Source organism: Dactylosporangium thailandense, assembly GCF_059739745.1.
The window spans coordinates 1,018,752-1,041,134 of the sequence record NZ_AP029195.1 but is presented as its reverse complement, the minus strand read 5'-3'; the positions used below and the strand labels follow the sequence as shown (position 1 = coordinate 1,041,134).

Genomic DNA, 22,383 nt, shown 5'->3' with positions numbered 1-22,383 from the left:
CGGCAGGCATGGGTGGTCAGGCCGGGCTGGCCACGGCGACGAGGTGGGCGTCGCGGGGCAGCTGAGCCAGGTGGGCGTTGGCGGTGGCGAGGTAGTCCAGAAGGTCGGCCACGCGTTGGCTGCGGCTGGTCAGCCAGCCGCCGGCCTGCAGGGCGAGCCCGTCGCCGGGGACCGCCGCCAGCCAGGCCAGGTTGACGTAGGTGCCGTAGCCGGCTTGGAAGGCTTCCAGCGCCGAGGGCGGCAGCGGGCAAGCCTGCCCGGGAATGGCGTTGTGGGCCGCCATCGCCAGGACCCGCGGTTGGGACAGATAGTCGCCTCGCGCCTTGGCGAGGGGGTAGCGGTGCGGGTCGGCCGTGTGCCGGTCGGCGAACGCCCAGAAGGGTTGGGCCGGTCGAGTGCCGGCGACGACCTGCTGCCACAGCAGCCACTCGGCGGCGGCGCCGGCCGCGGCGCGGGTGCGCATGCCGTGCAGGTCGAGGAGTTTGATCGGGCCGCCGGAGGTCAGGCCGTTCCAGCGGTCGATGAGTTTGCCGGTGCGGCGGGTGTGGGTGTGGAAGTGCGGCAGGACACCGCTGGTGGCCAGGCCGCGAGCCGCCAGGGTGGCGGTGGCCTGTGCCGCGAGGGCGGCGGGTTGGGTGCTGGCGGGCAGGCACACGACGGCGGTGCCCATGGTGCGGGTGGGCAGGTGCAGCCGGCTGGTGCCGGTGGACGTGGTACGCGAGCTGCGCATGGCTGTTCCTCCTTGTCCTGGCGGGCGTGGGGGCGCGCGGAAACGCGACCCCTGATGCGGGGGTCGGGCTGGGATGCGCGGGACGTGCGGGGATGGCCTCTGGTTGGGCCGGTCGGGTCGCGGCGACCCGGGCGACCGCGGTGTGCGGTCGGATCGCGGCGGGATGCCGCGGTGTTCAGGTCGGCCGGCGGCCGACGGTGCTGCTCCCCGGATGCGAGCCGAGGGCGGGCCCGTGCGGCTGAGAGCCGAGCATGGCGCCCGCGTGGCCTGGGGCCGATTGGTCGTGCGTGCCGGCTATGGCCGGTCGGTGGTGCGGGGGTGGGCGTGGGGCCCGGTGGGGGTGGTCGCGGCCGACCGGCCAGAGGCGGGTGGGCGGGTGCGGTGTCCCTGCCGTGGCGAGCGTGCGCCCGGGTGGTGCGGTGATGCTGTGGGGTTCTTGGAAAAGAAGCCTTCACCGTAGAGCGGCGACCCAACTGGTCCGGATGCTGCGGCCGGGACCGGGCCCGGCGCCGCTGAGCTGGGCGGTTGGGCACCGGCCGGGGTGTAGTTGGGTGCCGGCCGGCACCCGCCAGTTGGGTCGGTTGGCCTGGTTGGGTTGTCCCCGGGCGGGTTGCTCGGTTGCCTCCGGCGACGGGTGGTGGGTTCATCAGGCGGCGGGTGGCTGCGCGGCGTCTCGGTCGGTGCGTTCAGCCGGCGACGTGGGCGCACTGTGCCGGTGGCGGCGGGCGGCCCGCTCGGCGTCGGCGTCGTGCTGCCACTGGCTGAAGCGCCGACCTGCAAGGCGGCGCAGGAAGTGCGGGATGCGGTTGGCGGGGATGCCGACCAGTCGCGGGCCGAGCACGGCGAGCAGGTCCGAGGCTTCCTGGGAGGACCAGCCGGCCATGGTGATGGCGTCCTCGTCGGGGAAGACGTCGGCGACCCGGTCGGTGTCGGGGTGCAGGAGGTGGTCCTGGGTGCCGCCGTAGGAGTAGACCCACAGGAAGTTTGCGGGCGGGTCGAGCTCGACGAGGCGGCGGAAGCGTTCGACTTCCTTGGTGTAGGCGTAGAAGGTGACGTCCGGCCAGGTCCGGCAGATCCGCAGCCACGCCCGCAGGTAGTCGTCGGTGAAGAAGTCACCGGCGTCGTGGATCCGGACCCAGGCGCCGCGGAACTTGGCGGCGCCGAGTTCGGCGGTCATCGCGGTCTCCCAGCCGGGCAGGTCGTCCAAGACGAAGGCCAGGTTGGCCTGGTGCCGGCCGCGCACGACCGGCCACAGGTAGGTGCCGTTGCGGGCGTAGCAGACCTGGGCGCAGATACCGGCGGCCGGGCAGGTGTTGTAGGTGCGGCCGTCGGGGAGCCTGCCGGCCCAGGCCGGTAGGCTCCAGTTCCACACCCCGATCGCTTTCATCTCGCGGTTCTGGGTCAGCAGCCGCTTCGGGCGCGGCGCACCGCCCTGTGGTGGCACAGATGGAGACATCAAAGTTTCCCCTTGGATGGAAGGTGGAAGCAGCAGGTGCGGCGAGCAGGAGCCGCCCGCACCCCGGTGCACCCGGCACGGCGACTCGGCGGTCCTCGACGTCAGCCGCACGCGTGCGGACCAGCCGGCAAAACCAGGCCGGAAACGCGAAACGGCCCCCACGCCGGGCGCCGCATTGGGGCGTCCGGTGTGGGGGCCAGTCGGGTTGGTTGGTTGAGGCGGCCCAGTCGGGTGTCACGGGCCTCGATCGCGCGGTGCCGATGCAGTCCACGTCGGTGTGGGCGGTGCATCGCCGCGCAGCAGATACAGTTCCTCGTCCAGCGTTGGCGGAGAGACCCCGTCCAGGCCGGAGAGGGCCGGCCAGCCGCGGCCGGCCGCGGCCATGGCAGGCCGCCGTCCCCATCAGCCCGACCGGCCTCGTCGTGGTCGCCGGCGTGGTCCGGTGTTCGAGGCAGGCAGCGGGGTCAGCGGGTTGTCAGCCAGTGCACGGCGCGGTCGCAGTAGCGCTCGTCGGATTCGATGAGCACGGTGCGGCGGCCCGCTGCACGGGCTGCGATTGCCGTGGAGCCGGACCCTGCGAACGGGTCGACCACGGTTCCGCCTGGTGGGCAGGCGTACCGGATGAGCAGATCGAGCACCGCGACTGGCTTCTGGGTGGGGTGAATGCCGGTGCGGTGCTCAGATCGCGCGTAGATGACGGATCGGGCCAGCCGAGTGGGCCCGTAGGTGTAGCCGACCGAGCCGATGCTCCCGGTATGGGTAGGCCGCGGGCGGTGGGTGATGGTGGCCGTGGGCCGTGGCTGTCCGGTGGGCCACTGGTCCCACGGCAGCGAGGTCTGTTGATACGGCGGATCTGCGACGATCAGATCCGCGTGCAGCAATGGCAGGAGGTCGAGACAGTCGCCGTGATACAGCGTGACCGTCTCGTCGGCGTAGTAGGGCTCAGGTCTCGCCAGAACGGTCTCCCTCACAGCAGTGGCGTGCGTGGACCCGCGCGGGACGTCGTGCAAGCCGGCGGGCGTCGCTGCGACAGCCTCAGGTAGCGACCCGTTGGGTGGCCGGGCGGCGACTCGGCGAGGGCCGCCGGGTCCCAAGGATTCTGGGTCTCGAGCGGACGACAGGTGGCGCCGGTCGTGGCCGCGACGATCAGCCGGCCGCCGTCCGGGCGGCCAGGCTGCGGCACGGCGGGAGGTGATCGGGCAGGTGGTGTGCCCAGGTGGGTGCTGTGGCGGCGCCAGTCGCGCCGCACGGGCCGGTTCAGACCAGCGTGGGCGGCGCGTCGTCGCGCAGCAGGTACAGCGGGTCCTCGTCCGGTTCGGGCTGCCCTGGGTGGAACGGCCCCTCGGGGCCGGGTGGTCCGGGCAGCTCGGCCAGCCGGAGCCGACGACGGCCGTTGCCGACGACCTTCCATACCGGCCCGGCCGGTCCGCCGTGCTCGCCGGCGTGGTCGCGGGCAGCTGTGGCGATGAGGACCCCGAGGGCGCCGCCGGCCAGGCTGGTGAGGTGCTGGTGCAGGTTCGTCTCGATCGTCGTGCTGGGCAGCCAGAACAGCACCGGCCAGGTGGGGCCCTTGTCCTGCAGGGTGCGGTACCCGGTCAGCTTCTCGGCGCGGGCCGGATGCGACTCGGTACCGGTGTCGTGTTCCAGGAAGAACGCGACCTGCTGTCCGCCCTCGGTCCACACGCCGTGCGCGTCCGGGCGGGTGTTGTGGTCGACCTTGGCGTAGGTGCGTCCGGCCGACCACCAGCGGGTCAGCCGGGCCTGCGGGTGGCTGCGGCTGTAGGCGAGCAGGTCGATGAAGAACTGGTTGACGCCGTCGGCGTGGGCCAGGTGCCCGACGCGGGTGGCGGCGGACGGGTGCCCGTCGCGTGCGTCGCGCAGTGCCCGGCTGCTGGGTGCCGGCCGGCCGTGGTAGAGCGCCACGTACCGGGTGGAGAGCCGGCCGGGCACCCAGTGCACCGGTAGCCGCCCGGCGCGCGGGTGCACCGGCATGAACCACTCGATGAAGCCGATGGTGCGCAGCACGTTGAGCCGGTTGCGGCAGGTGCGCGGTGAGGTGAACAGGACGGCGGTGATCTGGTCGGTGGTGAGGAAGCGGTGCTGGTCGAGCAGGTGCGCCAGGACGTAGTCGCGGGGTTCGAGACGCCAGGAGATGGCGAGCAGGTCATCGGGGGTGGTGGACCGGCGGGGGGTAGCCGCCGGCCGGGAACGGGTCACCCCCGGTCGGGGGATATCCCCCGCAGGGATATTTCGCGGTTGGCGCTGGTCGCTGGTCATGGGCTCCTACCAGGGTGGTTGGGTGCCAGTGGGCACGGTTGGTGACGGGTGCGGCGGTGCGGGGTGCGCCCGGGGGTTGACCCGCCGGTGCGTATGCCGTGCCACCCGCCTCGTGCAGATCGGTGCTGCCAAGGTGGGTGACGTTGGCGGTACGAACCCGCGGGCGCCGGAGCCGGTCAGCGGCGGGGGCTGCGGTTGCCGCGAGGCCGTCGGGCCAGTTGCTCGACGCCGGACGTCTCGTCGGTCTCGGTGCGGGCGACCGCCTGACGCAGGGCGGTGGTTTCGCCGAGGACCGGCAGCGGCGGGCGGGTACGCATGGTGAAGGCGGCGGTTTCCCGGTTGGCCACCACGAGGCGGCTCGCGGTGGTGTACGCGTCCAAGTGGCTCAGGTCGTGCTCGTCGAGCTCGGGCAGCGTGTGCCGGGCGAGTTGGTGCGCGTCCTCCGGCGAGCAGTTGAAGAAGATCTTGTTTCGGGCGTTGGCGGACAACGCCAGTTGGGTCTCCCGCGGCAGCTGGCTGAGGCTCTGATGGGCCAGGACGAGGCTGAGGTGGTAGCCGCGGGCCTCAGCGAGCATGTCCCCCACCGCACCGGCCAGATTCAGCACATTGTGAGCCTCGTCGATGTATACCGAGGCGTCGCGGCGCTGGTCCTCCGGGATGCGGGCGCGGGCGGTGGCCGCCTGCCACACGGACGCGAGGACGAAGCTGCCCATGAGCTTCGCGGTCTCCTCACCGATCTGGCCTTTGGGCAGGCGGGCAATGAGGATGCCGCCGTCGAGGACCTTGGCCATGTCGAAGCTGGACCTGGCAACCCCGATGGTGTCGCGGACGAAGTCGCGCAACAGAAATGCCCGCAGCCTCGCCAGGACCGGGCCGATGATCTGGGCGCGCAGTGGTGGCGGGGTGGCCTCGTACCACTCCCAGAACCCTTTCAGTCCCTCGGGATCGTCGAGGTCGACGGTGAACGCTGCCCGGAACTGCTTGTCGTTGAGCAGTGGCGGTACCAGGGTGAGGGTGGCGTTGGCCTTGCGCATCAGGGTCAGGCACGCCACGCGCAGCACGTCGTCGATGCGGGGACCCCAGTGCCGTTGGAAGATCTTGCTGAAGATACTGACGATGTTGTCGACGACGAGGTCGTCGTCGGGGCCGGACAGCGGGTTGAGGGTGGCGCCGCGGACCTGGTCGGGGTCGATGAGCACGAGGCGGTCGGCCACCGACGCGGGCAGCCGGTCCAGGATGTCGAGGGCGAGGTCGCCTTTCGGGTCGATGACCACGACGCCGCGGCGGGCTTTGACGTCATCGATGACCATGTGGGTCATCTCGGTGGACTTGCCGGAGCCGGTGGCGCCGAGCAGGTGGATGTGTTCCCGCGCGTCGACCACGCGCAGCGCCACCGAGTGGCCGCCGACTTCCGCCCGTCCCAGGACCCGGGTGCCGCGCCCGCCGGCGGGGACTGCGACGGGGGCGGGGACGGCCTTGGCGCGGGCCCGGTCCAGCCCGGGGACGGCCACGTCGGTGGGCAGCGCGGCCAGCACAGTCAGTTCCTCGGCGGACAGCAGGAAGCCGCCGCAGAACCGGCGCCCGGCCAGCACGGCGGCCGGGCGAGCCAGTCTCCTGCGCCGGAGACGATTGCGGCTGGTGTAGATGCCGTATGCGGAGGCGATACCGTGCGCGACGGTGACCAGCCGGCGGCGGAGCACGTCGGAATCGGCGGTGGTGGCGCGGCCGGGCTGGACGGCGACCGCGTAGCGGATGCCGACCTCCCACTGCGGGGCGAGAACCTTGTCGATTGCGGGGCGGGCGTCGTGGTCGCGGATCGGGTCGCTCGGCACCGCCCGCCCGTACCCGCCGCCCCGCGCCGTGCGGCTGCGGGCCGGGGTCAGCAGTTCGGCGAACAGGTTCAGCCCGCCGCGCAGCCAGGTGGCCGGGTCCAGCAAGCCGCTGCCGGGTGGCCGGCCGGTGCGCAGCTCGGCCGCGGCGCGCCGCGCCTGGGCGACCCGGCGGGGTGCGGCGGGGCGGGCCAGGATCTGCACGCAGGCCCGCTCCCCGGCTGACAGACCGGCACCGGCCGCGACGAGGGCCCGGGTCGGGTCGGTGTCGTGGTCGACTTCGAGGGGATACCAGGCGGGCATCGCCGGGGCGAGGGCGCCGCCCTCGTCCCGCACCACGTGGTCGTCGGCGGGTACCGGGACCGGGTCGGTGGCCTCGGCAATGGTGGCTGAGGCGCCCGGCCACGCGGCGCGGACCGCGGCGGCGACCGGCCCGGCCGGGACGGTACCGGGCAGCCACACGTGGATGGTCAGCTCGCGGCCGGCCCACCGGTACTCCATCGCCGCGTGCGGGGTGCCGTACACCAGGCGCCGCCACCGCGAGGCACCAAGAGCGAGCAGCTCGTAGAGGTTGGCCCACCAGGCGGTGGCGCCGGCCGCGTCGACCTCGGGTGGCGGGGTGATCAGGACCTGCTGGGCGTGCCGCGTCAGCCGCCGGTGCCGCCAGGACCGCACGCGCCCGCGGGCAACCGCGCCGGTCAGTACGAACGTGACCGCGATGGCGGCCAGCCAGGGCCGCTGCGCGGCCCAGATGGCGGCGGCCTGGATCAGGTCGAGCAGGTGGGAGTGCGGTGCGGTGGGCACCATGTTGGGGTCCGTCGACCGGGTCGGGGACGGTACAGGTGTGGGTGGCATGGAACGCTCCAGATGCAAGCCGTCCGATGTGGGGCGGAAGGGGTTACAGGTCGGGGTCGTCGGCCAGGTCGGCGAGCCCGGCGCAGAGGTGGTGTTCGCGGACGGAGGCGACGGTCTGGAATGCCACGCGGTGCGAGCCGGCCAGCAGGAGGGCCTCGCCGCGTCCGGCTGCCAGGAGCATGCGGGCCTCGCCGCCGGTCAACGCGAACGCCTCGGCTATCAGGTCGATCGCCTGCGGGGCTTGGCGCATCAGGACCTGGGTGGCTGCGTTGGCAATCACCGCCTGGCCGAGATCGCTGCCCAGCAGATCGGCGGCGTCCTGGGTGACCACCGCGACCCCGGCCCGCCGCTTGCGGGCCGCTTTGGCCAGGCGGTAGAGGAACTTGGCGCCTTCGCCTTCGCGCAGCAGGGTCCAGGCTTCGTCGACGACCACCAGGCGGCGGGATCCGAGGCCGTCGGCGCGACTCGAGGTGGGGACGTCGACGTCGCGCCAGATCGCGTCCAGCGCGAGGAGCATGCCGGGGGCGCGCAGCTCGTCGGCGAGCTGCCGGGTCGACCACACCACCAGGTGCCCGCGCGGGTGGAAGGTCGTCGGCCCGTCGAAGAGCTCCTTGAAACTGCCGTCCGTCCACGGCGAGAGCCGGGCGGCCAGGGTCTGCGCGCCCGGGGACTCCACGGCGTGCAGGGTGGCGGCCAGGTCGCGCAGCAGCGGCGCCGGCCGCGCCCAGGTGTTCGGGTCGTTACTGATCCCGGCCGCGGCGTAGGTGGCACTGATCGCCTTGTCCAGGGCGGCCCGCTCCTGCGGTGGAGGCTGCTGCCCCAGCAGGACACTCACGAGCGTGTGGAGAAACAGGGCCCGGCGGGTGAGCGCGTCGGCGCGGCGGTCCCCGGGCGGAATGTCGAGGGGGTTGATCCGGATGCCCGGGGCGCCGAGCTGGATGGCGGTCCCGCCGACGGCGTCGCACAGCCGCAGGTACTCGTCCTCGGGGTCGATGATGGACACCTGGACGCCGTCGTAGAGCGAGCGCAGGGTTTCCAGCTTGACCAGGTAGGATTTGCCTGCACCGGAGCGGGCCAGGACGACCGAGTTGTGGTTGTCGCAGGACCAGCGGTCCCACCACACGACGCCGTTGGACGCGGTGTTCAGCCCGTACAGCACCCCGCCGGCGGGCACGCCTTCACCGGGCAGCGGAGCGGGCAGATCAGCGCTCGCCAGCGGAAATGCGGCGGCCAAGGCGTCGGTGTCGAACACCCGCCGCATCCGCAACGAGTCCACCCCGAGTGGCAGGGTCGTGATCCAGCCCTGCACCTGCCGCCAGGTCGCCGGCTGCGTGTCGAGCAGGACGGACGCGGCGGCGGCGCGGACTTCGGCGACCGCCTCCACCAGGTCCTCTTCGGTGGGGGCGTGGACGCACAGGTAGTGCCCGGCCCGGAAGAGCCGGGCGGCGCCGCGGGCGAGGCGGTCGGCGAGGTCGGCGGCGTCTTCGGCGGCGGCGTCGGTGACCGGGTCGCCGAGGCGGCCCTTGTCGAAGTCGAGGCGCCGGTTGGACTCGAGGCGGGCCCGCTGCCGCCGCAGCCGGGTGGCCGCGGTGGCCGTGGGGATCGGTTCGATGTGCTGCACGACGTCGACCCGGCCCGGCCACGCCAGGAGGGCGTCGAGCCAGGCCAGGCCGACCTCGGGCGGGTACCCGGTGATGATCAGCACGGCGGTGTAGCCGCCACCGACCTGCAGGTAGCGGGGCGTGGACTCCACCGCGGCCGGGCCAATCGCCGCGGCCAGGGCCGCGGCGTCGCCGCCGCCGTTCCTGGTGGGTGTGGCCGTCTTCGTGCGTTTCATGGGGTGAGCTCCTCGTCGAACCGGGGGGCGGTGATCGGCTGGTGCACGGGGGTACGCGGCCAGGACGCGTCGGTGTACTGGTAGGGGTCGACCGCGGCGGTCAGCACCGCCGACGCGGTCGCGCCGTCGAGGACCCGGGTCTGCGCACCAAGCGTGGCCAGGGTGGCGGCGGTGTGCTCCGCGCGGCGCATCGCCTCAGCCGGGGCGCCGCGCTCCCCTGTTGCGGTGTGCGCGATGGTGACGGTGCGCCACAACGGGTCCCGTCGGGCGGCCACGTCGAGCAGGAAGTCGCTGTAGTCCAGCGCCGCGTCGGCCAGGGCCGGGTGCGGCAGGGTTTCGGCGGCGTCGGCGACCCGCATCGCGTGGCTGGTCAGGTCGACGCGTTGGGCGGAGACCACGACCTGCACTGGCCCGGTCAGGCTGTTGAGCCAGCGGGCGTAGGCGCCGACCAGGGCGGCCTGTTCCGCCCCGGTGCGCAGGCCGATGTTGACGGTGGTCGCGGCGACCAGCACCGTCGCCCCGCCCTCGCCGAGAGCGATGACGCCGTCGTCGCTGATCGAATCGGCGGGTAGCCGCAGCACCGCCGGCGGCGGCTCGTCCGCCGCGGCGGCCGGCGCCCACGCGGGTGCCCGGGCTGCTCCTTCCGGCGCGGGTGCCGCGCGCCGCGGGCTGCGGTGGTGCATGATGGCGGCCCACAGCCAGGCATCCAGTGGCAGGCCGTCGCGGCGGCCCAGCGCGAGCGCGAACGCCACCCCGGCGAGGGGGATGAGCAGGATCGCCACCGCGGGCAGCGGCAGGAGCCGGCCGACGGACTTGAGGATCAGGTAGCCGATCGCTGCGGCAGCGCCGAGGATGGCGACCTGCCGGGCGGTCAGGCCCCATACAATCCGGTCGGGTGCCTCGATGTCGGCGGGTACCCGGGCATGGACTTCTTCAGCATCCACAGTGGACTCCTATAGGCAGGTGATGGGAGAAAGCAGCCCGGCACTGCCACCGTGGTCCGCGGCTCGGTTGGGCGCCGGCGGGTGCTGGCGCCCAGCCGAGGCAGAGCGCGGATCAGCGGCGGTGTGGGGTGTTCCACGGGCCGTGGGCCTGCGGCCGGACCGGCCTCGTCTTGGGCATCGCGGTGGCCGGGTTGACCCCGGCCGGGATCACCGGCCGTGAGCCGGCCGGCAGCGTCGGTTGCACGCCGGCGGCCCGGATCGGCGTTCGCGCCGAGCGCGGCGGTGTGGGTGTAGATCGCCGAGGTACGGCCCGCCAGCCGGAGTCGACTCCAGCGGCCAATTCCTGTGCGGTGTAGGGCCGTACCGGCCGGCCGGTGGGCCAGGCCACACCGACCTGCCCCGGCCCGGCGCCGGCCGGAGGCGGCAGCGTCCCGCGGCCGGTGCCGCCACCGCGACCACCACCGCCCGAAGGCGGCGTACCGCCGAGCGCGCGCGGCATCCGGGTGCCGCCGCCAAGCCGGCCCCCACGGGCTCCCCCACCGGCCGCGACTCCCGCCCGGCCGCCGCCAGGACGGCCGAACGGCCGCCGTAGCACCCTGGTCAGCTGCTGGATCAGCACCATCCGCAGGATCGTCCCAGCCACGTTATGGCCGCCGCCGCTGGTCGCGAACCGGCGCATCAGGCCGGGAATCTTGACGACGACCCACAACAGGCACAGGACGATGAACAGATTGAAGGTCCCCGTCGTGTCGTTCGGCAGGCCCAGCTGCGGCACGTTGGCGTCCGGGTTGAGGAACACCGACAGCGCGGTGTGCAGCGCGACGGCCTGCAGGACCACCGTCGCGACAGTGGCCAGGATCGAACGCCACCACAGCTTCGCGGCAGCGTCGGTGAACGGGGTAGCGTGACAGGCCAGGGCGAGCGGGCTGACGCCGACCAGAACGATCAACACGCCCAGACGGACGAGCCAGGTGGCCAGCAGCATCCCGATCAGCGCCGCGATGATCAGGCCGATGATCACGGCGAGGAACGCGCTGGGCGGGTTGTCCATCGCGTCGAAGGTGACCTTCTGCAGCTGGACCAGCGAGCCCTGAGAGGTCACGCCGTCGCCGGTGAGCGCCACGGTCAGCGTGTTGGCGAGCTGGATCAGGTTCTGGCAGATCGGTATGGCGAAGTTCGCCGCGATCCACCCGACCACCAGCCGGGGCACCAGTTCACCGATGCCGTAGCGGGACTGCACGGTGCCGTTGGTCATCACCATGATCCCGACGGTGATGACGGCCAGCACGAAACAGACGTTGACCACCATCATCGACTTGGTGGTGATGGCGGTGACCTGCGGCAGGGTGCTGACGTCCGGCGTGGTGAACGCCGTGGTGGACAGCAATCCCCACAGCGCGTTGAGGGTCGCCAGAATTGCCTTGGCGATCGCGTTAATCACGTCGTTGACCAGCCGGCCGGCCATGTCAGCCGCCCAGGATGTTGCGCAGGATGGTCAGGATCACCGGAGCCAACAGGGCGAGGGCGTAGCCGATCCCCGCGCTCTTGAGTGAGCCTTTGGCCCGCTCGACCTGGGCGGGGTCGCCGCCAGCCATCAGGTACTGGGCGCCACCGATGGTCAGGAACAGGGTGGCGACCGCGGCGATGATGCCGGTGATCCAGGTGGTGATATTGCTGATGACCGTGGGCAGGTCGTTGACCGCAAGAGGGACGCTGCCGGCGGCCCACGCGGGGGCGGCCGTGACCAGCAGTGCTGGGACCGTGGCCGCGACGATCGTCGCCGCGCGCCGGATAACGGTGCGGGGGTTGGGTTTGCGGTGCATGGGTGCCTCACACCTCCCGCCCCAGCGGTGTGGGGCGTTCGCGACGAGCGGATGGGAGGCGTCACCGCAGGAGCGGCAGGGGCCGTGGAAGCTCTGCTTCTGCCCGGCTATGACTGGCAACGGGGGGTGACCCGCCCGTCTCGGCCGGCTGGCCCCGCGCACGCCCTGTGGTGGCGCAGGAACCGCGCGGGCCCCGGTCGGAACATCAGGGGTCGGTGGCGATTCCTTGCCCACCAAGGGCCTCAGTTGGGTGCCCAACCCAGCACCCGCGCCGGCGAGGGCACCCAACTGACCCAACCGGACCCTGGTCGCCCGCGCGCAGCGGTCCGCGGCGCCCACCAACAACGGTGCAGTTGGATTGGTCGACGTGTCGCCCAGAGACCGCGGCCGCCATCGGCAGATACCTGCAGCCGACCCGCACACGATCTGCCGGGCCCGAACACAACAAGGGCGGGGCGACGACCCGTGGAGCAGTCGTCGCCCCGCCGCAGTCGTGCAACCGGAGGGTGTGCCGTGTGGGTGGCTCGCCGAGGCCGGGTCGGCGTCAGCCGATGCCACCGCTCAGGGTGGCGTACACATCGCGGGTCATCTCGTCCCACTCGACGCTACGCTCGCCCACCCCGCAGCAGCAGAAGCTGTGCCGGCCCGCGGGGCCAAGGAACGCCCACACCGCCGGAGAGGGGTCCGCGCCGCGCAGCACCAGACTCCAATGCAGGCCGTGCAGCACCACCACAACCGGACGGCCCTGCCGGTCCCGGCCGATGCGCACGGTGCCCGGTGGCGGGGCGGCGGCCAAGACCCGGGCCTGCCGAATGAGGTCGCGCACCACGTGCCGCTCGGGGAGACAGAGCAAATCCTGCGGGTCGTCGAGGTTCACCCAGCAGCCGCCGTCGAGGCTGCGCCCGGGCGCGGCACTGTTCCGTCAACACGGCGGCCAGCTGATTGGCAGCGCGCCGGCACCGCCGGTGCCGGCGCAGATAGCTGGGCAACGTGACGGTGGCCGGTCGCACGACGACGACAGGGAACGGACCCGGCCGCCCGAACTGCGGCCTCCCGGTGCGGAAGGCAGACGGGACGGCTGGCTGCGTGGATGCCGGTGGCATGGCACGCCCCGGGCTCATCGGCTTGCCGCGCTGGTGGCGGCCGACACACCGCCGCCGTCGTCGCCGGACGGGTCGTCCATCGACAGGTCGCCGAGAGCCTGCGGGTCCGGGCTGCCCTTCATCAGCGGCACCAGCGGCACCCAGTCGAGCTCCCCCGCGCGGATCGCGCCCGCCAATCGCAGTTCGGCCTTGCGCCGCCACGCCGCAGCCAGGGCAACGCTGATGCCGAGCTTGTCGGCCACCGTCGCCAACGCGACCTGGTCCAAGCGCGTGCCAGCGATCAACCGGTACTCGTCCGGGTCGATGACCGCCTGGGCGACCGCGCGGGTCAGCACCCAATCCGGGTGGTCCCAGGGCTGCTGCGGCGGCAGCGACCAGGTGGCGTGCACCCGAATCACGTCGGACTCCGCTTCCCGTTCCCGGGCTATCTTGACCGCCCGGGCGCCGGCGTCGATCAGCTTCCCGGCGATGCGGCTGTCGGACAGGTCGATGCTGCGCAACCGGTCCACGAACCCGGTCAGCAGCTCGCTGTCGCGGTCGCTGGAGTCACCGGGCCAGCCCCTGGCCAGCATGCCGGCCGTGCGGCGCAGCCCCGGCATGGCGATACCGACCGCAGCGATCACCCAGGCCGGGCCGTCCCGGCGAGCCCGCACGACCAGTTCCCGCCACACCTCGTCACGGACCGGGCGGGGGGTCGCGTCGGCGATGAGCAGCTTCTTCAACTCGTCGAGGGGCAGGATCCGGTCGGGCAGCCCGGTGAAGCCCCGCCCGTCGAAGGCCAGCGGCGCGGGCGGGCAGACAAGCAGGTCGAACGCGCGCTGCGCGGCGTCGAGCGGGGTGTTCGGCCAGGGCCGACTCTGCGGCCGACGGCGCGGCCGGGGCCGCCGTAGGGACTGCGGCCAGGACAGTTGCGTGGGCATTGGTGTACTCCCGTGTCAGGCGAGACGCCTGCCGGGCCGCGAAACGACCGGGTCAGGCGCGAGACGCCGTCCATGGGCGCACGCCAACCCAACCGGTTGGCCAACCAGCAATCATCGAACCGGACCATGACCGTGGTGACGAATCGGGTCGCCAGTTAGGCGGTTGGGTCCAGCTCAGACCGCGTCTGCCTGGGCGACCGTCACCGGCTGGAAGGTCTTCGGACAATGGCCACGCTGGCCGCACCGCGGGCAGCGTATGCGCAGCTCAACGCCGACCTGTTGGGTCCGTTGGGTAGCCCCAGCCCAACCGGGTCAACTGTGTGCACGCAGGATGTCGTCGACGCCGGCTTTGTTGCTGAGTGTGGTTTTGGCACCAGATGTCGCTGAGTTTGGGCATCAGCGGGATCTTGCCGATCTCGATGTTCGCGAGTTTGACTCCACCCAGGTTGCGTCGTTCACCCGCCGCCGAGGTAAGCCTGCCGCTCACGCAAGGTGACGAGCGGCCAAGAGCCGGACGAGCGTTCTCTGCGGCATGTCCGTGCAGCTGATCAAGCAGTGCCGACAGCCGCGAAGGGCCCGCCCGTGGTACTTGATCGGGCGTAGATTGCGATCATGAATCTGCGGTTCGAGGACGGATGGTATGTCGGCGACGCTGCGGACGATCTCGCAGAGGTTCTGCTGATCAACGGAGCGGACGGGTACCCGGTCCACGAGGTTCGGCACAGCATCTGCAGCGGGTGCGGAGCGGCTGTGTTCGAGGTGCAGGGCGCCGGGCAAGAACGGGTGCGGAAGCGTATCTGCCGCTCCTGCAGGGACCAGCACTATCTCTTGGACAGCGAGGACTATTGGGACGACGACAGCGCGTACATATCCGTCTGCACGTGCGAAGAAGAGCTGTTCAACGTCGCCGTCGGGTATTCGATGTACGCCGATGAGGTGGGCGGTATACGGTCCGTTGCGGTCGTTGAACGGTGTACCGCGTGCGGCCGGATCGGATCGCCGGTCGAGTGGATGCTCCGCACCGGTGACATGGGCATGCTGGACCGCGCATAAACGAACACTTCGGCTTTCCGTCACTCACTGTGATGCGCGCTGTTGGGCCGATGCACGACATCCGCGGCAGAAGCGGAAGCCAAGATTGGTTTCGGTCGCATCGTTGCCACGATCGCACCTGTCCGGTCGGCCATCCGCCCAATGCCATCCGTTATGAAGATGAAGCCGTGCTACCGGGCTCGAGTTGCGGCGAAGTCCGGCCTGAAGCTTGTAGGTGTCACGAGAGGGCAGCGACATGGCCTATGAAATGAAGTGTTACTGCCGACGGGCCGGCGATGCGTCCGCGGTCGCGGCAGTGGTGCAAGGTGGCATCCTGGCGCGCTATCCGGGCGCGGGCTTCCGCCAGTACCCGTCCCAGCCCGACATTCGGGAGTTCGACATCGAGGCGTCCACCGGGGCGTCGTTGTACATGCTCGTTGACGCCGATGCAGCACGGGTCGCCGCGGCCGTTACCGCCATGCCTGATGCTCCGGCCGGGTTGTCGGCCACGAAGTCGATCGCGACGGTTATCACATCAGGCGCCGCTGACCCCGCGCTGCTGATGGCGTGCGCCACGACGTTCGTGGCTGATCTCGACGGAGTGTTATGGGACGAGATGGACGGGTTCGACGTCGCACTCCCCTGACGAGGTCGTTCTGCACTGATCTTTGATGGGCGTCCGCTCATTGGCACTCCGGCGAGGCGGCGACACTCGCCGAGGCCCGTCAACGCCGATGACGAACTCCGGCTGCCATCGCGCACCAACGGCGGCAGAGCGGAAACGTGATGGAGCACGGTCGTATCCGTCCTGTACCACGGGTCGGGGAGGGCACACCGGTAGGACCTCGCGGCGGGGTCGACGATTTGCCGGGTCATTTCAGTACATCGGCCATCCAAGGAACTCGTGATCGCCGCGGGGCGGAGGCAGCGCTCTCGAGTGCGCCGCCCTCGACGTTCCTACGAATCCAGCTGCGTCTGCACTCCGGTCGCGTCCAGGCGTTTGGCGAGCAGGAGCACTTCGGCTCGGGTACCGATCACGCCTGGGCCGGTCAGGCGGGCGTACGTGTCGCTCGCCTCTGTGAGCGTCGCGCCGTAGCGTCGCAGCACCCGCAGGATCGCCAATCGCAACGGGCGGCCGCTGCCGGGATCGACCCCGAGCCGGCCGACGCCGTCGCGGTCGAGCAACAGCCGGCGGTAGTCGTCGGGCAGCGTGCCCCAGTCACAGCTTTCGAGCCGGTCGCCACATCCGTCACACAGCCAAGAGGTCGACCAGACCAGCCGGTCCCCGTCGACCGCCTCGCTGAGCTCACCACGCAACAGCGCACCGCATCGTGGGCACGGTGTGACCAACTCGTGCCCGACGATCAGCTCCTCGCTCACGGACGCCATCGTAGGCACCGGCCGTACGCAGTCCCGCGACAGAGCGCGGAACGCTGCGTGGCCCAGCACAGGGCCTGCCTCGATGAGCCCGACGAGCCCCGCGAAGCTCCTGCCGAGCAACCCGGGCCAGCTCCGACGGCCGAGCCCACCGGGGCGATGGCCGAACGTCGCCGCGCCCACCACGCCCTCGTGCATGAACTGCTGGCGCAGGGCGCCGGGTTCCGGCAGATCGCCCGGCACCTGGGCTGGAACCACCGCACCGTGTCGCAGTACGCCCACGCCGCAACCTGGCAGGAAATGATGGTCGGGCAGAAGGCCCGGCCGAGTCTGGTCGACCCGTTCAAGCCGTACCTGATCCAGCGCATCAACGAGGGCTGCCTCAAGGCCAGCATGTTGCACCGCGAGATCCGCGCTCAGGGTTTCGCCGGCAGCTACGCGATCATCCGCAAGTTCGTCGAGCAGTACCGCAGCAGACCCGACCTGACATCGGTGCGGCGACCGCCCTCAGTGCGGCAGGTGACCGGGTGGATCTGCCGACGCCCTGACGACCTGCCCGACCGCGACACCGAGCAACTGCAGGCGATCCTCGAGCGGTGTCCGGAACTGCGCGCCGCCGCCGGGCTGGTGCGGTCGTTCGCCGACATGCTCACCCGCCTGCGCGGTCAACGGCTCAGTGCGTGGATCACCGAAGCCGAAGCAGCGGCATTGCCCGGCATGACGAAGTTCGCCACCGGTCTGACGGCAGACCTGGAGGCCGTGACCGCCGGCCTCACCCTGCCGTTCAGTTCCGGACCGGTCGAGGGCAACGTCAACCGCATCAAGATGATCAAACGATAGATGTACGGCCGGGCCGGTTTCGACCTGCTACGTAAGCGTGTCCTGCTCGCCCCGTGAAAGCTGTGGCGTCGATCAGTCTCCGCAGAACCACAGGTACCGGTGAGATCCCTGCTCTACCATCGCGGCGAGCCTGCGGATCTCAACACGAGCCTGCTCAGGGATCACGCCGACCGGCAACCGCTCCAACTCGTCCAGCAACAGCGGAAGCTGCCGCTGGTTGAACACCGTGTCGAGGTATGCACAGAGCCCGGCGAGCATCGGAAACACCGAACTGTCAACATCGATCAACTCCTGGGTCCACTCCAAACCTGACGCATGCTCCAGAACACGCCCAGACTCGTCCCGGACCTGAAGATCGATCACCGGACCCACCGTATCGAACCCACCTCAGCAAGATCAATCACAATGTGTGCGCCAGAACCTCGTTCTCACGAACGAAATCACGGACGCCGTTCCTGACCCGTGCGGTGACGCGTCAGCAGGGACATCGGCAACGACGCGCCCTCGCCGCCGCGGCCGGCACCAGCTCCTCGGCGACGGCGGCGCCGACCCGGTCGAAAACCGGGGCCGCGCTCCGGCCGTTGCATCCGGGGCCGGTCGTTGCCGAGGGCATTACGTCGAACCGGCCCGCAAGGTGGCAGCCCGGCCGCATAGGCAGCGACGTCGGTGCCCGCGTCGCCGGCCTCAGCAATGATCTCGGCCAAGCGACGTGGATTCCCGACCAGCGGTGAGCGGCCAGTCAGTACGCGCAGGCCAGCGGTAGGGTCACGGGCCGGCCCGCGCGTCGATGCACAACACGCACAGGGCGCGTCGGCGTCGACGCTAACGTGTGGTAGCCCAGGCGGGCGGCGGCTCGGCGGGCGTGGACATGCCGACGCCCGGTACCCCAGTCGCAACGAACGCGTGCGCCGCCCTACCCTGGCCCACCGATACGCCGCCCGCGGCAGGAGGCGGACCGCCGCCGGTATCGGTGGCCCGGGGGCTGGTACCGGCGCGGCGGGCATGCGCAACCGGTGCGATACCCGGCGGCCATCCGCAGCGGCACCGGTGGTGCCCGGTGCGGTATCGGTGACCGCTACAGGGCAGTGGATGGGCGCGCCGGCCGGTACCGGCGATCAGTGTCCGGTGCGCTACCGGCGGCCGCCGCCGTGTACCGGTCGCGCCAGGCAACGCCGACACCGAGGCCTGACACGCACGGCGACCGTCGTGGTCAACGAAGCGCGGTGCTGGTGCGGTGTGTCAGCCAGCTTCGGCCGCCGGTGTGCTGATGTCGGCACGCGGTGTCTGCCCTGGCTACGACGGGGCCGGGACCGCCACGGCAAGGTGACCGGTCTCGCCGGCCGTGGCGATGTGCGTGGCTGCCGCTGACCAGATGCCGCAGCCAAGACGGCGTATTCGTGACTGCCAGTGGTCGCTGTCCCGGTGCGAAGACCTCGGGTTGGCACACGGTTTGATCGCCGACCGGTCCGGTACCACCGGGCGTGACCGGGCCTGCGCCCGGCGCCGGCGGTGGGCACCGCGCGCGATACCGGACGGTGAGGGGGCCGGTCATCGGTGCCGGTTGGCGACTCCCGGCATCGGTGCGACCGGTGACGGGGAGGGCGAGCGGTACCGGCGGGCACCGCACCGCTCCTGGCCTGGTACCGGTATGCCGAGGGCACGCGTCGCCGCAATCCGCCGGGTGCTCGTTGAGGCTGACGGCCCACCGCGGGCGGGCCGACGCCTTCGACCGGACCGCCTCGGGCGCGCCCGGCCGACCGGTGGCCACCCAACTGGACCGGACGCCGTTGGGTGGGCGTCGAGTCCGGGGCTGGCTGGTTGGGTACCCAACCAGCATCCGGTTGGGCACCGGACTGCGTAGGTGGTTCGCGGTCGCCGTTCTCGCCCAACCTCGTTCGGTGTCGGCACCCCGCGCAGTTGGATGCTGCGAGGGTTAGTTGGCTGCCGGTTGGGCGCCGTTCCCGGCCGAGCGCTGCGGGCCGGGGTCCAGTTGGGCCATGGGTGGGCGTGAACACAAGCCGCCCGGCGCGGGACCCACACCCGCCCATAACTGACGACGACGACCGCCTCGACCACGAAGGTCCTGACCCGAACGCCCCGCATCACCCTGCCACCCCGCCCGACCCTGCCCCGAATACCGGCGACGTCGCGGGCGCCGTGGGTGATCCGCTTGCGTTGTCCGAACTGATCGCGAGCGGAGACATCGACGTCGTCCCCGGTGACCCGCCGGTGCCGCTCGCGGTGTGGCGCGTCGCGGACGTCGACGTCCGCTGGGGCCACCGCCGTGCCGACGCCTTGAGTCCGCGGCTGGCCGCGCTGCTGGTCGGCGTGCACACTCGCCCCGGCGACACGATCGTGTCGGTTGGCCACGACCTGGCCCTGGCCGGCGCGGCCGGCGCCGGCGGGCGCGGCTACCGCAGCGTGGCCCACTCCGACCAGCTCGCCGGTCTCGACCAGGCCGCCGGCACGGTCGCGCTGATCGTGCTGCCCTGGCCCCCGGTCAACCAGCCAGGCGGGGTGCGCCGGGAGAGCCTGATCGCCATGTTCGGCGCCTGCCGCCGGCTGATGAGCCCGGATGGCTGCACCATCGTCGCGCTGGCCGGGCTACCTCCCGACCAGACGTTCGTCGAGCACAGCAGCGCACTCATCCCGGCGGCGCACCAGGCCGGCCTGGGCTGGCTGCAGCACATCGTCGCGATCACTGCCCCGATCGTTGGCCAGCGCATCACCTGGCGGACGGCACCGGCCGACCCGGCGATGCTGCGCGCCGCCACGCACCTCAAGGTCCACCTCGATCTGTTCGTGTTCGTCGCTCGGGGTGGCCGCCATGGCTGAGCGCACCGAGCCGCATGTCGCAGCACCCGCCACGACCGGCGCTGGCGTGTCGCCCTGCTGCGGCGACACGCCGGCACCGGGCAACCAGTCACCGTTGCTGTCGGTGATCCTGGTCGGGCGGCGCAGCCTGGCCCGGCAGCGCCGCGGCCGGTTCGTCGCCGGGTCCGGGGCGCACCCGGCCCGGATGGCACCGGACCTGGCCGCCACCCTGATCCGCGGCTACACCCAGCCCGGCGAGCTCGTCTTCGGCCCCCTCGCGGGAACCGGCACCACCCTGGTCGAGGCCATCCACGCCGGCCGTGACGCCCTCGGCATGGAGTACGAGCCCGGCTGGGCGGCCCTGGCCCAAGCCAACATCGACCTAGCCCGCCGCCAGGGCGGTACCGGCCACGGCCGGATCCTGCGCGGCGACGCTGCCGGCCTGCCCCGCGGCGTGCCCGGCGAACTGCGTGGCCAGATCAGCCTGGTGCTCACCTCACCGCCGTACGGCAAGACCATGCACGGGCGGGTCGAGCACCGCCGCGGGCCGCTAACCCGCTTCCACAACACCTACAGCAAGTACTCCCCCGGCCTGGGCCGTGGCGGCAAGGCCGCCGCACACGAAGAGCCGGACCCGGCCAACCTGGCCCACCGTGGACGCGCCGCCCTCCTCGACGGCATCACCGCCGTCCTGGCCGGTTGCATCCCGCTACTCAAACCCGGCGGAATCATCGCTGTGGTCGCCCGGCCCTGGCGACGCGACCACTTCCTGGTCGACCTGCCCGGCCAGACCATCCAGACCGGTCTGGCCGCCGGCCTGGAGCTCATCGCGTGCCGCCGCGCGGTCCACGCCGCAGTCCGCGACGGCCGACTCGTCGCGCACCACTCGTTCTTCCAGCTACACGTGGCCCGGGCCAGCCGCCGCAAAGGCTCCCCGGTTAGCCTCATCCAGCACGACGACATCGCACTGTTCAAGGCACCTTACTAACCCTCGGCGGCCGGAATGAAAGCGCCGTACCACAGCCGCCGCACCGCGGCACCGCCCGAAAAGCCACGGCGGCCCGCGCCGGTGAGAGGCATAAGCGGCACCGCTCGAAGTCGACCGCGCCACGCGAGTCGCGCTACCGTCGCCGCCCGCCCGTGCCGGCCGCGGACCAGCCAACCCCGGAAGCCATCAGGTGCTGCGGCTGACGCTGACCCAACCGGATACCAGGCCCCGAATACCGAGCAGCAACGCCAGCAGGCGGTCCAGGCGCTGTTCGCTATGATCGTTGACGGGCTTCAGCGGCAGGCGTAGCACGGCCGACCGGCTTACCAGACGCGAGGCTCGGCCGACGAGGCTCAAGCCCCAGCCGGTTGGGTTCGTTGGGTCTGATTGGGCGTCTTTCAAGCGGTGCATACCAAGTTTGGCGCCCAGTTGGGTCATGGTAAGCGTGAATAGAGTTCCCGATCGCGACGCCGCAACTACCGACGACGACACGACCGAACCGCGTCAGCACATCGACACTCGCAACGACAGCTCGATATCTGGCCCACGGCATCTCATGCTCATCCCCCCAGATGAGCCGCCCGTGATCACGCCATCCGCCGCGCGCGCAATGCTTAAGATCCTCAGCGCAGCACGCGACCGGGCCCCACGACCGTCGGTACATGGCGATACGTCTTCACCGCCCAATCGTCCGAAGTGCGAGGCGGATTCCTGACGCCGCCCCTACGTAAGCACCTGGCCTGGGGGCGACAACCACAACCGGGCCGCGAACGTGAAGCTCGAGCACGAACGGTTGCGATCCCCGCTGGGGACGATGACGACGCCAAGCCTGCCGCGCCCGTCCAGCTGGCGCTCGTCATGTTGCGATCCCCGGTGGGGGCGATGACGACAGGAGCGGCGAGGACTTTGAACTCGACGGTTCGCTGTTGCGATCCCCGGCGGAAACTCCGCCAGAAGATCAGCGGCGGGCTACGCACCTGGGCCGGAGCCGAGACCTTCTGCGCCATCCGCAGCTACCTCTCCACCGCCCGTAAACACAGCATCAACGCCCTCGACGCACTCACCGGTCTCCACAACGGACGGGCCTGGCTACCCGGAACCACCTGAACAGTTACTCGCGCCGACCGCGATTGGGCACCTTCAATCGGTAAGCTTGCGAGCCCGCAGCCTGCCATTACGACTCTTGGTTCGACTCACCGCTCTCACCGACGAAATTGACCCGCCTCGAAAGTGCCGCAAGAATTTGGTCGACTCCCTCATTGATAATCAATCTATACCAGTACTTAACCGGCTCCACGGTTCGTAACCCTATCAGCCCTACGACACCACCTTCCGACTCAAGAACGCGAAAGAATGACTGCCACCCGTCGAAGGTTCTCCAGAGGTCGGATGCTGCGTAGCGGTACTGCCAGATATCCCTCAGGTTGTGTGCGTTCGGCCAACCGACATCCACGCTGGGCGAAGTCATTTCCTCGACAAATTCCAACAGTTTGTCGGTTTGACATTCCGGAATTGGTGGCGAAGAAGAAATCAGAGCAAGTAGCTCGCCCTTCGACAT

20 protein-coding genes are annotated in these 22,383 nt (G+C 71.1%); 5 read left to right on the top strand and 15 right to left on the bottom strand.

Annotated elements, in window-relative coordinates:
• Positions 1-16: 16 nt before the first annotated feature.
• The 11 genes from AC6JBM_RS04430 to AC6JBM_RS04380 form a co-directional block, all read right to left on the bottom strand.
• Entirely contained in the window at positions 17-730 is a 714-nt protein-coding gene (locus tag AC6JBM_RS04430) for a hypothetical protein (protein WP_497982343.1), read from the bottom strand.
• Positions 731-1,376: 646 nt separating this feature from the next.
• The gene (locus AC6JBM_RS04425; RefSeq protein WP_497982342.1) at positions 1,377-2,186 is read right to left on the bottom strand and encodes a GP88 family protein; all 810 of its coding nucleotides are present in this window, start codon (positions 2,184-2,186) and stop codon (positions 1,377-1,379) included.
• Positions 2,187-2,650: 464 nt separating this feature from the next.
• Positions 2,651-3,157 carry a DNA methyltransferase gene (locus AC6JBM_RS04420; protein WP_497982341.1) on the bottom strand — a complete coding sequence of 169 codons (507 nt, stop codon included), beginning with the start codon at positions 3,155-3,157 and terminating at the stop codon, positions 2,651-2,653.
• 286 nt (positions 3,158-3,443) lie between these two features.
• Positions 3,444-4,403: a replication-relaxation family protein gene (locus tag AC6JBM_RS04415; RefSeq protein WP_497982340.1), complete on the bottom strand. Its 960-nt coding sequence runs from the start codon at positions 4,401-4,403 to the stop codon at positions 3,444-3,446.
• Positions 4,404-4,639: 236 nt separating this feature from the next.
• A complete protein-coding gene (locus AC6JBM_RS04410) occupies positions 4,640-7,099 on the bottom strand; it encodes a type IV secretory system conjugative DNA transfer family protein (RefSeq protein ID WP_497982339.1) in 2,460 nt (819 codons plus the stop codon).
• A gap of 91 nt (positions 7,100-7,190) precedes the next feature.
• Positions 7,191-8,984, bottom strand: a complete 1,794-nt coding sequence (locus AC6JBM_RS04405; RefSeq protein WP_497982338.1) for a VirB4 family type IV secretion system protein — start codon at positions 8,982-8,984, stop codon at positions 7,191-7,193.
• Positions 8,981-9,928 carry a PrgI family protein gene (locus AC6JBM_RS04400; RefSeq protein ID WP_497982337.1) on the bottom strand — a complete coding sequence of 316 codons (948 nt, stop codon included), beginning with the start codon at positions 9,926-9,928 and terminating at the stop codon, positions 8,981-8,983. The genes AC6JBM_RS04405 and AC6JBM_RS04400 overlap by 4 nt, the downstream gene beginning before the upstream one ends.
• Before the next feature lie 112 nt (positions 9,929-10,040).
• Positions 10,041-11,393: a conjugal transfer protein TrbL family protein gene (locus AC6JBM_RS04395; RefSeq protein ID WP_497982336.1), complete on the bottom strand. Its 1,353-nt coding sequence runs from the start codon at positions 11,391-11,393 to the stop codon at positions 10,041-10,043.
• 1 nt (position 11,394) lies between these two features.
• Positions 11,395-11,751 (bottom strand): pilin, encoded by a 357-nt coding sequence (locus AC6JBM_RS04390; RefSeq protein ID WP_497982335.1) that lies wholly within the window; start codon positions 11,749-11,751, stop codon positions 11,395-11,397.
• A gap of 544 nt (positions 11,752-12,295) precedes the next feature.
• Complete coding sequence (locus AC6JBM_RS04385) at positions 12,296-12,628, bottom strand: hypothetical protein (protein WP_497982334.1); 333 nt, start codon at positions 12,626-12,628, stop codon at positions 12,296-12,298.
• 240 nt (positions 12,629-12,868) lie between these two features.
• Positions 12,869-13,774 carry a hypothetical protein gene (locus AC6JBM_RS04380; protein WP_497982333.1) on the bottom strand — a complete coding sequence of 302 codons (906 nt, stop codon included), beginning with the start codon at positions 13,772-13,774 and terminating at the stop codon, positions 12,869-12,871.
• Positions 13,775-14,386: 612 nt separating this feature from the next.
• Here AC6JBM_RS04380 and AC6JBM_RS04375 point away from each other — a divergent pair.
• A complete protein-coding gene (locus AC6JBM_RS04375) occupies positions 14,387-14,827 on the top strand; it encodes a hypothetical protein (protein WP_497982332.1) in 441 nt (146 codons plus the stop codon).
• A 235-nt stretch (positions 14,828-15,062) separates the two neighbouring features.
• Positions 15,063-15,452: a hypothetical protein gene (locus AC6JBM_RS04370; RefSeq protein ID WP_497979916.1), complete on the top strand. Its 390-nt coding sequence runs from the start codon at positions 15,063-15,065 to the stop codon at positions 15,450-15,452.
• 311 nt (positions 15,453-15,763) lie between these two features.
• Here AC6JBM_RS04370 and AC6JBM_RS04365 read toward each other — a convergent pair whose 3' ends face one another.
• The gene (locus tag AC6JBM_RS04365) at positions 15,764-16,186 is read right to left on the bottom strand and encodes a hypothetical protein (protein ID WP_497979915.1); all 423 of its coding nucleotides are present in this window, start codon (positions 16,184-16,186) and stop codon (positions 15,764-15,766) included.
• 189 nt (positions 16,187-16,375) lie between these two features.
• Here AC6JBM_RS04365 and AC6JBM_RS04360 point away from each other — a divergent pair, with 189 nt between their 5' ends.
• On the top strand, positions 16,376-17,023 hold the full coding sequence (locus AC6JBM_RS04360) for a transposase (protein ID WP_497982331.1): 648 nt from the start codon (positions 16,376-16,378) through the stop codon (positions 17,021-17,023).
• A 72-nt stretch (positions 17,024-17,095) separates the two neighbouring features.
• Here AC6JBM_RS04360 and AC6JBM_RS04355 read toward each other — a convergent pair whose 3' ends face one another.
• Complete coding sequence (locus AC6JBM_RS04355) at positions 17,096-17,386, bottom strand: hypothetical protein (protein ID WP_497982330.1); 291 nt, start codon at positions 17,384-17,386, stop codon at positions 17,096-17,098.
• 1,638 nt (positions 17,387-19,024) lie between these two features.
• Here AC6JBM_RS04355 and AC6JBM_RS04350 point away from each other — a divergent pair.
• On the top strand, positions 19,025-19,858 hold the full coding sequence (locus AC6JBM_RS04350; RefSeq protein WP_497982329.1) for a hypothetical protein: 834 nt from the start codon (positions 19,025-19,027) through the stop codon (positions 19,856-19,858).
• Positions 19,851-20,825: a TRM11 family SAM-dependent methyltransferase gene (locus tag AC6JBM_RS04345; protein ID WP_497982328.1), complete on the top strand. Its 975-nt coding sequence runs from the start codon at positions 19,851-19,853 to the stop codon at positions 20,823-20,825. Before AC6JBM_RS04350 ends, AC6JBM_RS04345 begins: the two co-directional genes overlap by 8 nt.
• A 186-nt stretch (positions 20,826-21,011) precedes the next feature.
• Here AC6JBM_RS04345 and AC6JBM_RS04340 read toward each other — a convergent pair whose 3' ends face one another.
• A complete protein-coding gene (locus tag AC6JBM_RS04340; protein WP_497982327.1) occupies positions 21,012-21,263 on the bottom strand; it encodes a hypothetical protein in 252 nt (83 codons plus the stop codon).
• 736 nt (positions 21,264-21,999) lie between these two features.
• Positions 22,000-22,383: a hypothetical protein gene (locus tag AC6JBM_RS04335; protein WP_497982326.1), complete on the bottom strand. Its 384-nt coding sequence runs from the start codon at positions 22,381-22,383 to the stop codon at positions 22,000-22,002.

What these genes read in the sequence shown, in the direction of transcription:
- AC6JBM_RS04375 (WP_497982332.1), top strand. Translation starts at nt 14,387, where the DNA reads ATGAATCTGCGGTTCGAGGACGGATGGTATGTCGGCGACGCTGCGGAC.
- AC6JBM_RS04430 (WP_497982343.1), bottom strand. Translation starts at nt 730, where the DNA reads ATGCGCAGCTCGCGTACCACGTCCACCGGCACCAGCCGGCTGCACCTG.
- AC6JBM_RS04390 (WP_497982335.1), bottom strand. Translation starts at nt 11,751, where the DNA reads ATGCACCGCAAACCCAACCCCCGCACCGTTATCCGGCGCGCGGCGACG.
- AC6JBM_RS04425 (WP_497982342.1), bottom strand. Translation starts at nt 2,186, where the DNA reads ATGTCTCCATCTGTGCCACCACAGGGCGGTGCGCCGCGCCCGAAGCGG.
- AC6JBM_RS04370 (WP_497979916.1), top strand. Translation starts at nt 15,063, where the DNA reads ATGGCCTATGAAATGAAGTGTTACTGCCGACGGGCCGGCGATGCGTCC.
- AC6JBM_RS04380 (WP_497982333.1), bottom strand. Translation starts at nt 13,774, where the DNA reads ATGCCCACGCAACTGTCCTGGCCGCAGTCCCTACGGCGGCCCCGGCCG.
- AC6JBM_RS04335 (WP_497982326.1), bottom strand. Translation starts at nt 22,383, where the DNA reads ATGTCGAAGGGCGAGCTACTTGCTCTGATTTCTTCTTCGCCACCAATT.
- AC6JBM_RS04405 (WP_497982338.1), bottom strand. Translation starts at nt 8,984, where the DNA reads ATGAAACGCACGAAGACGGCCACACCCACCAGGAACGGCGGCGGCGAC.
- AC6JBM_RS04395 (WP_497982336.1), bottom strand. Translation starts at nt 11,393, where the DNA reads ATGGCCGGCCGGCTGGTCAACGACGTGATTAACGCGATCGCCAAGGCA.
- AC6JBM_RS04410 (WP_497982339.1), bottom strand. Translation starts at nt 7,099, where the DNA reads ATGGTGCCCACCGCACCGCACTCCCACCTGCTCGACCTGATCCAGGCC.
- AC6JBM_RS04340 (WP_497982327.1), bottom strand. Translation starts at nt 21,263, where the DNA reads ATGACCCAACTGGGCGCCAAACTTGGTATGCACCGCTTGAAAGACGCC.
- AC6JBM_RS04345 (WP_497982328.1), top strand. Translation starts at nt 19,851, where the DNA reads ATGGCTGAGCGCACCGAGCCGCATGTCGCAGCACCCGCCACGACCGGC.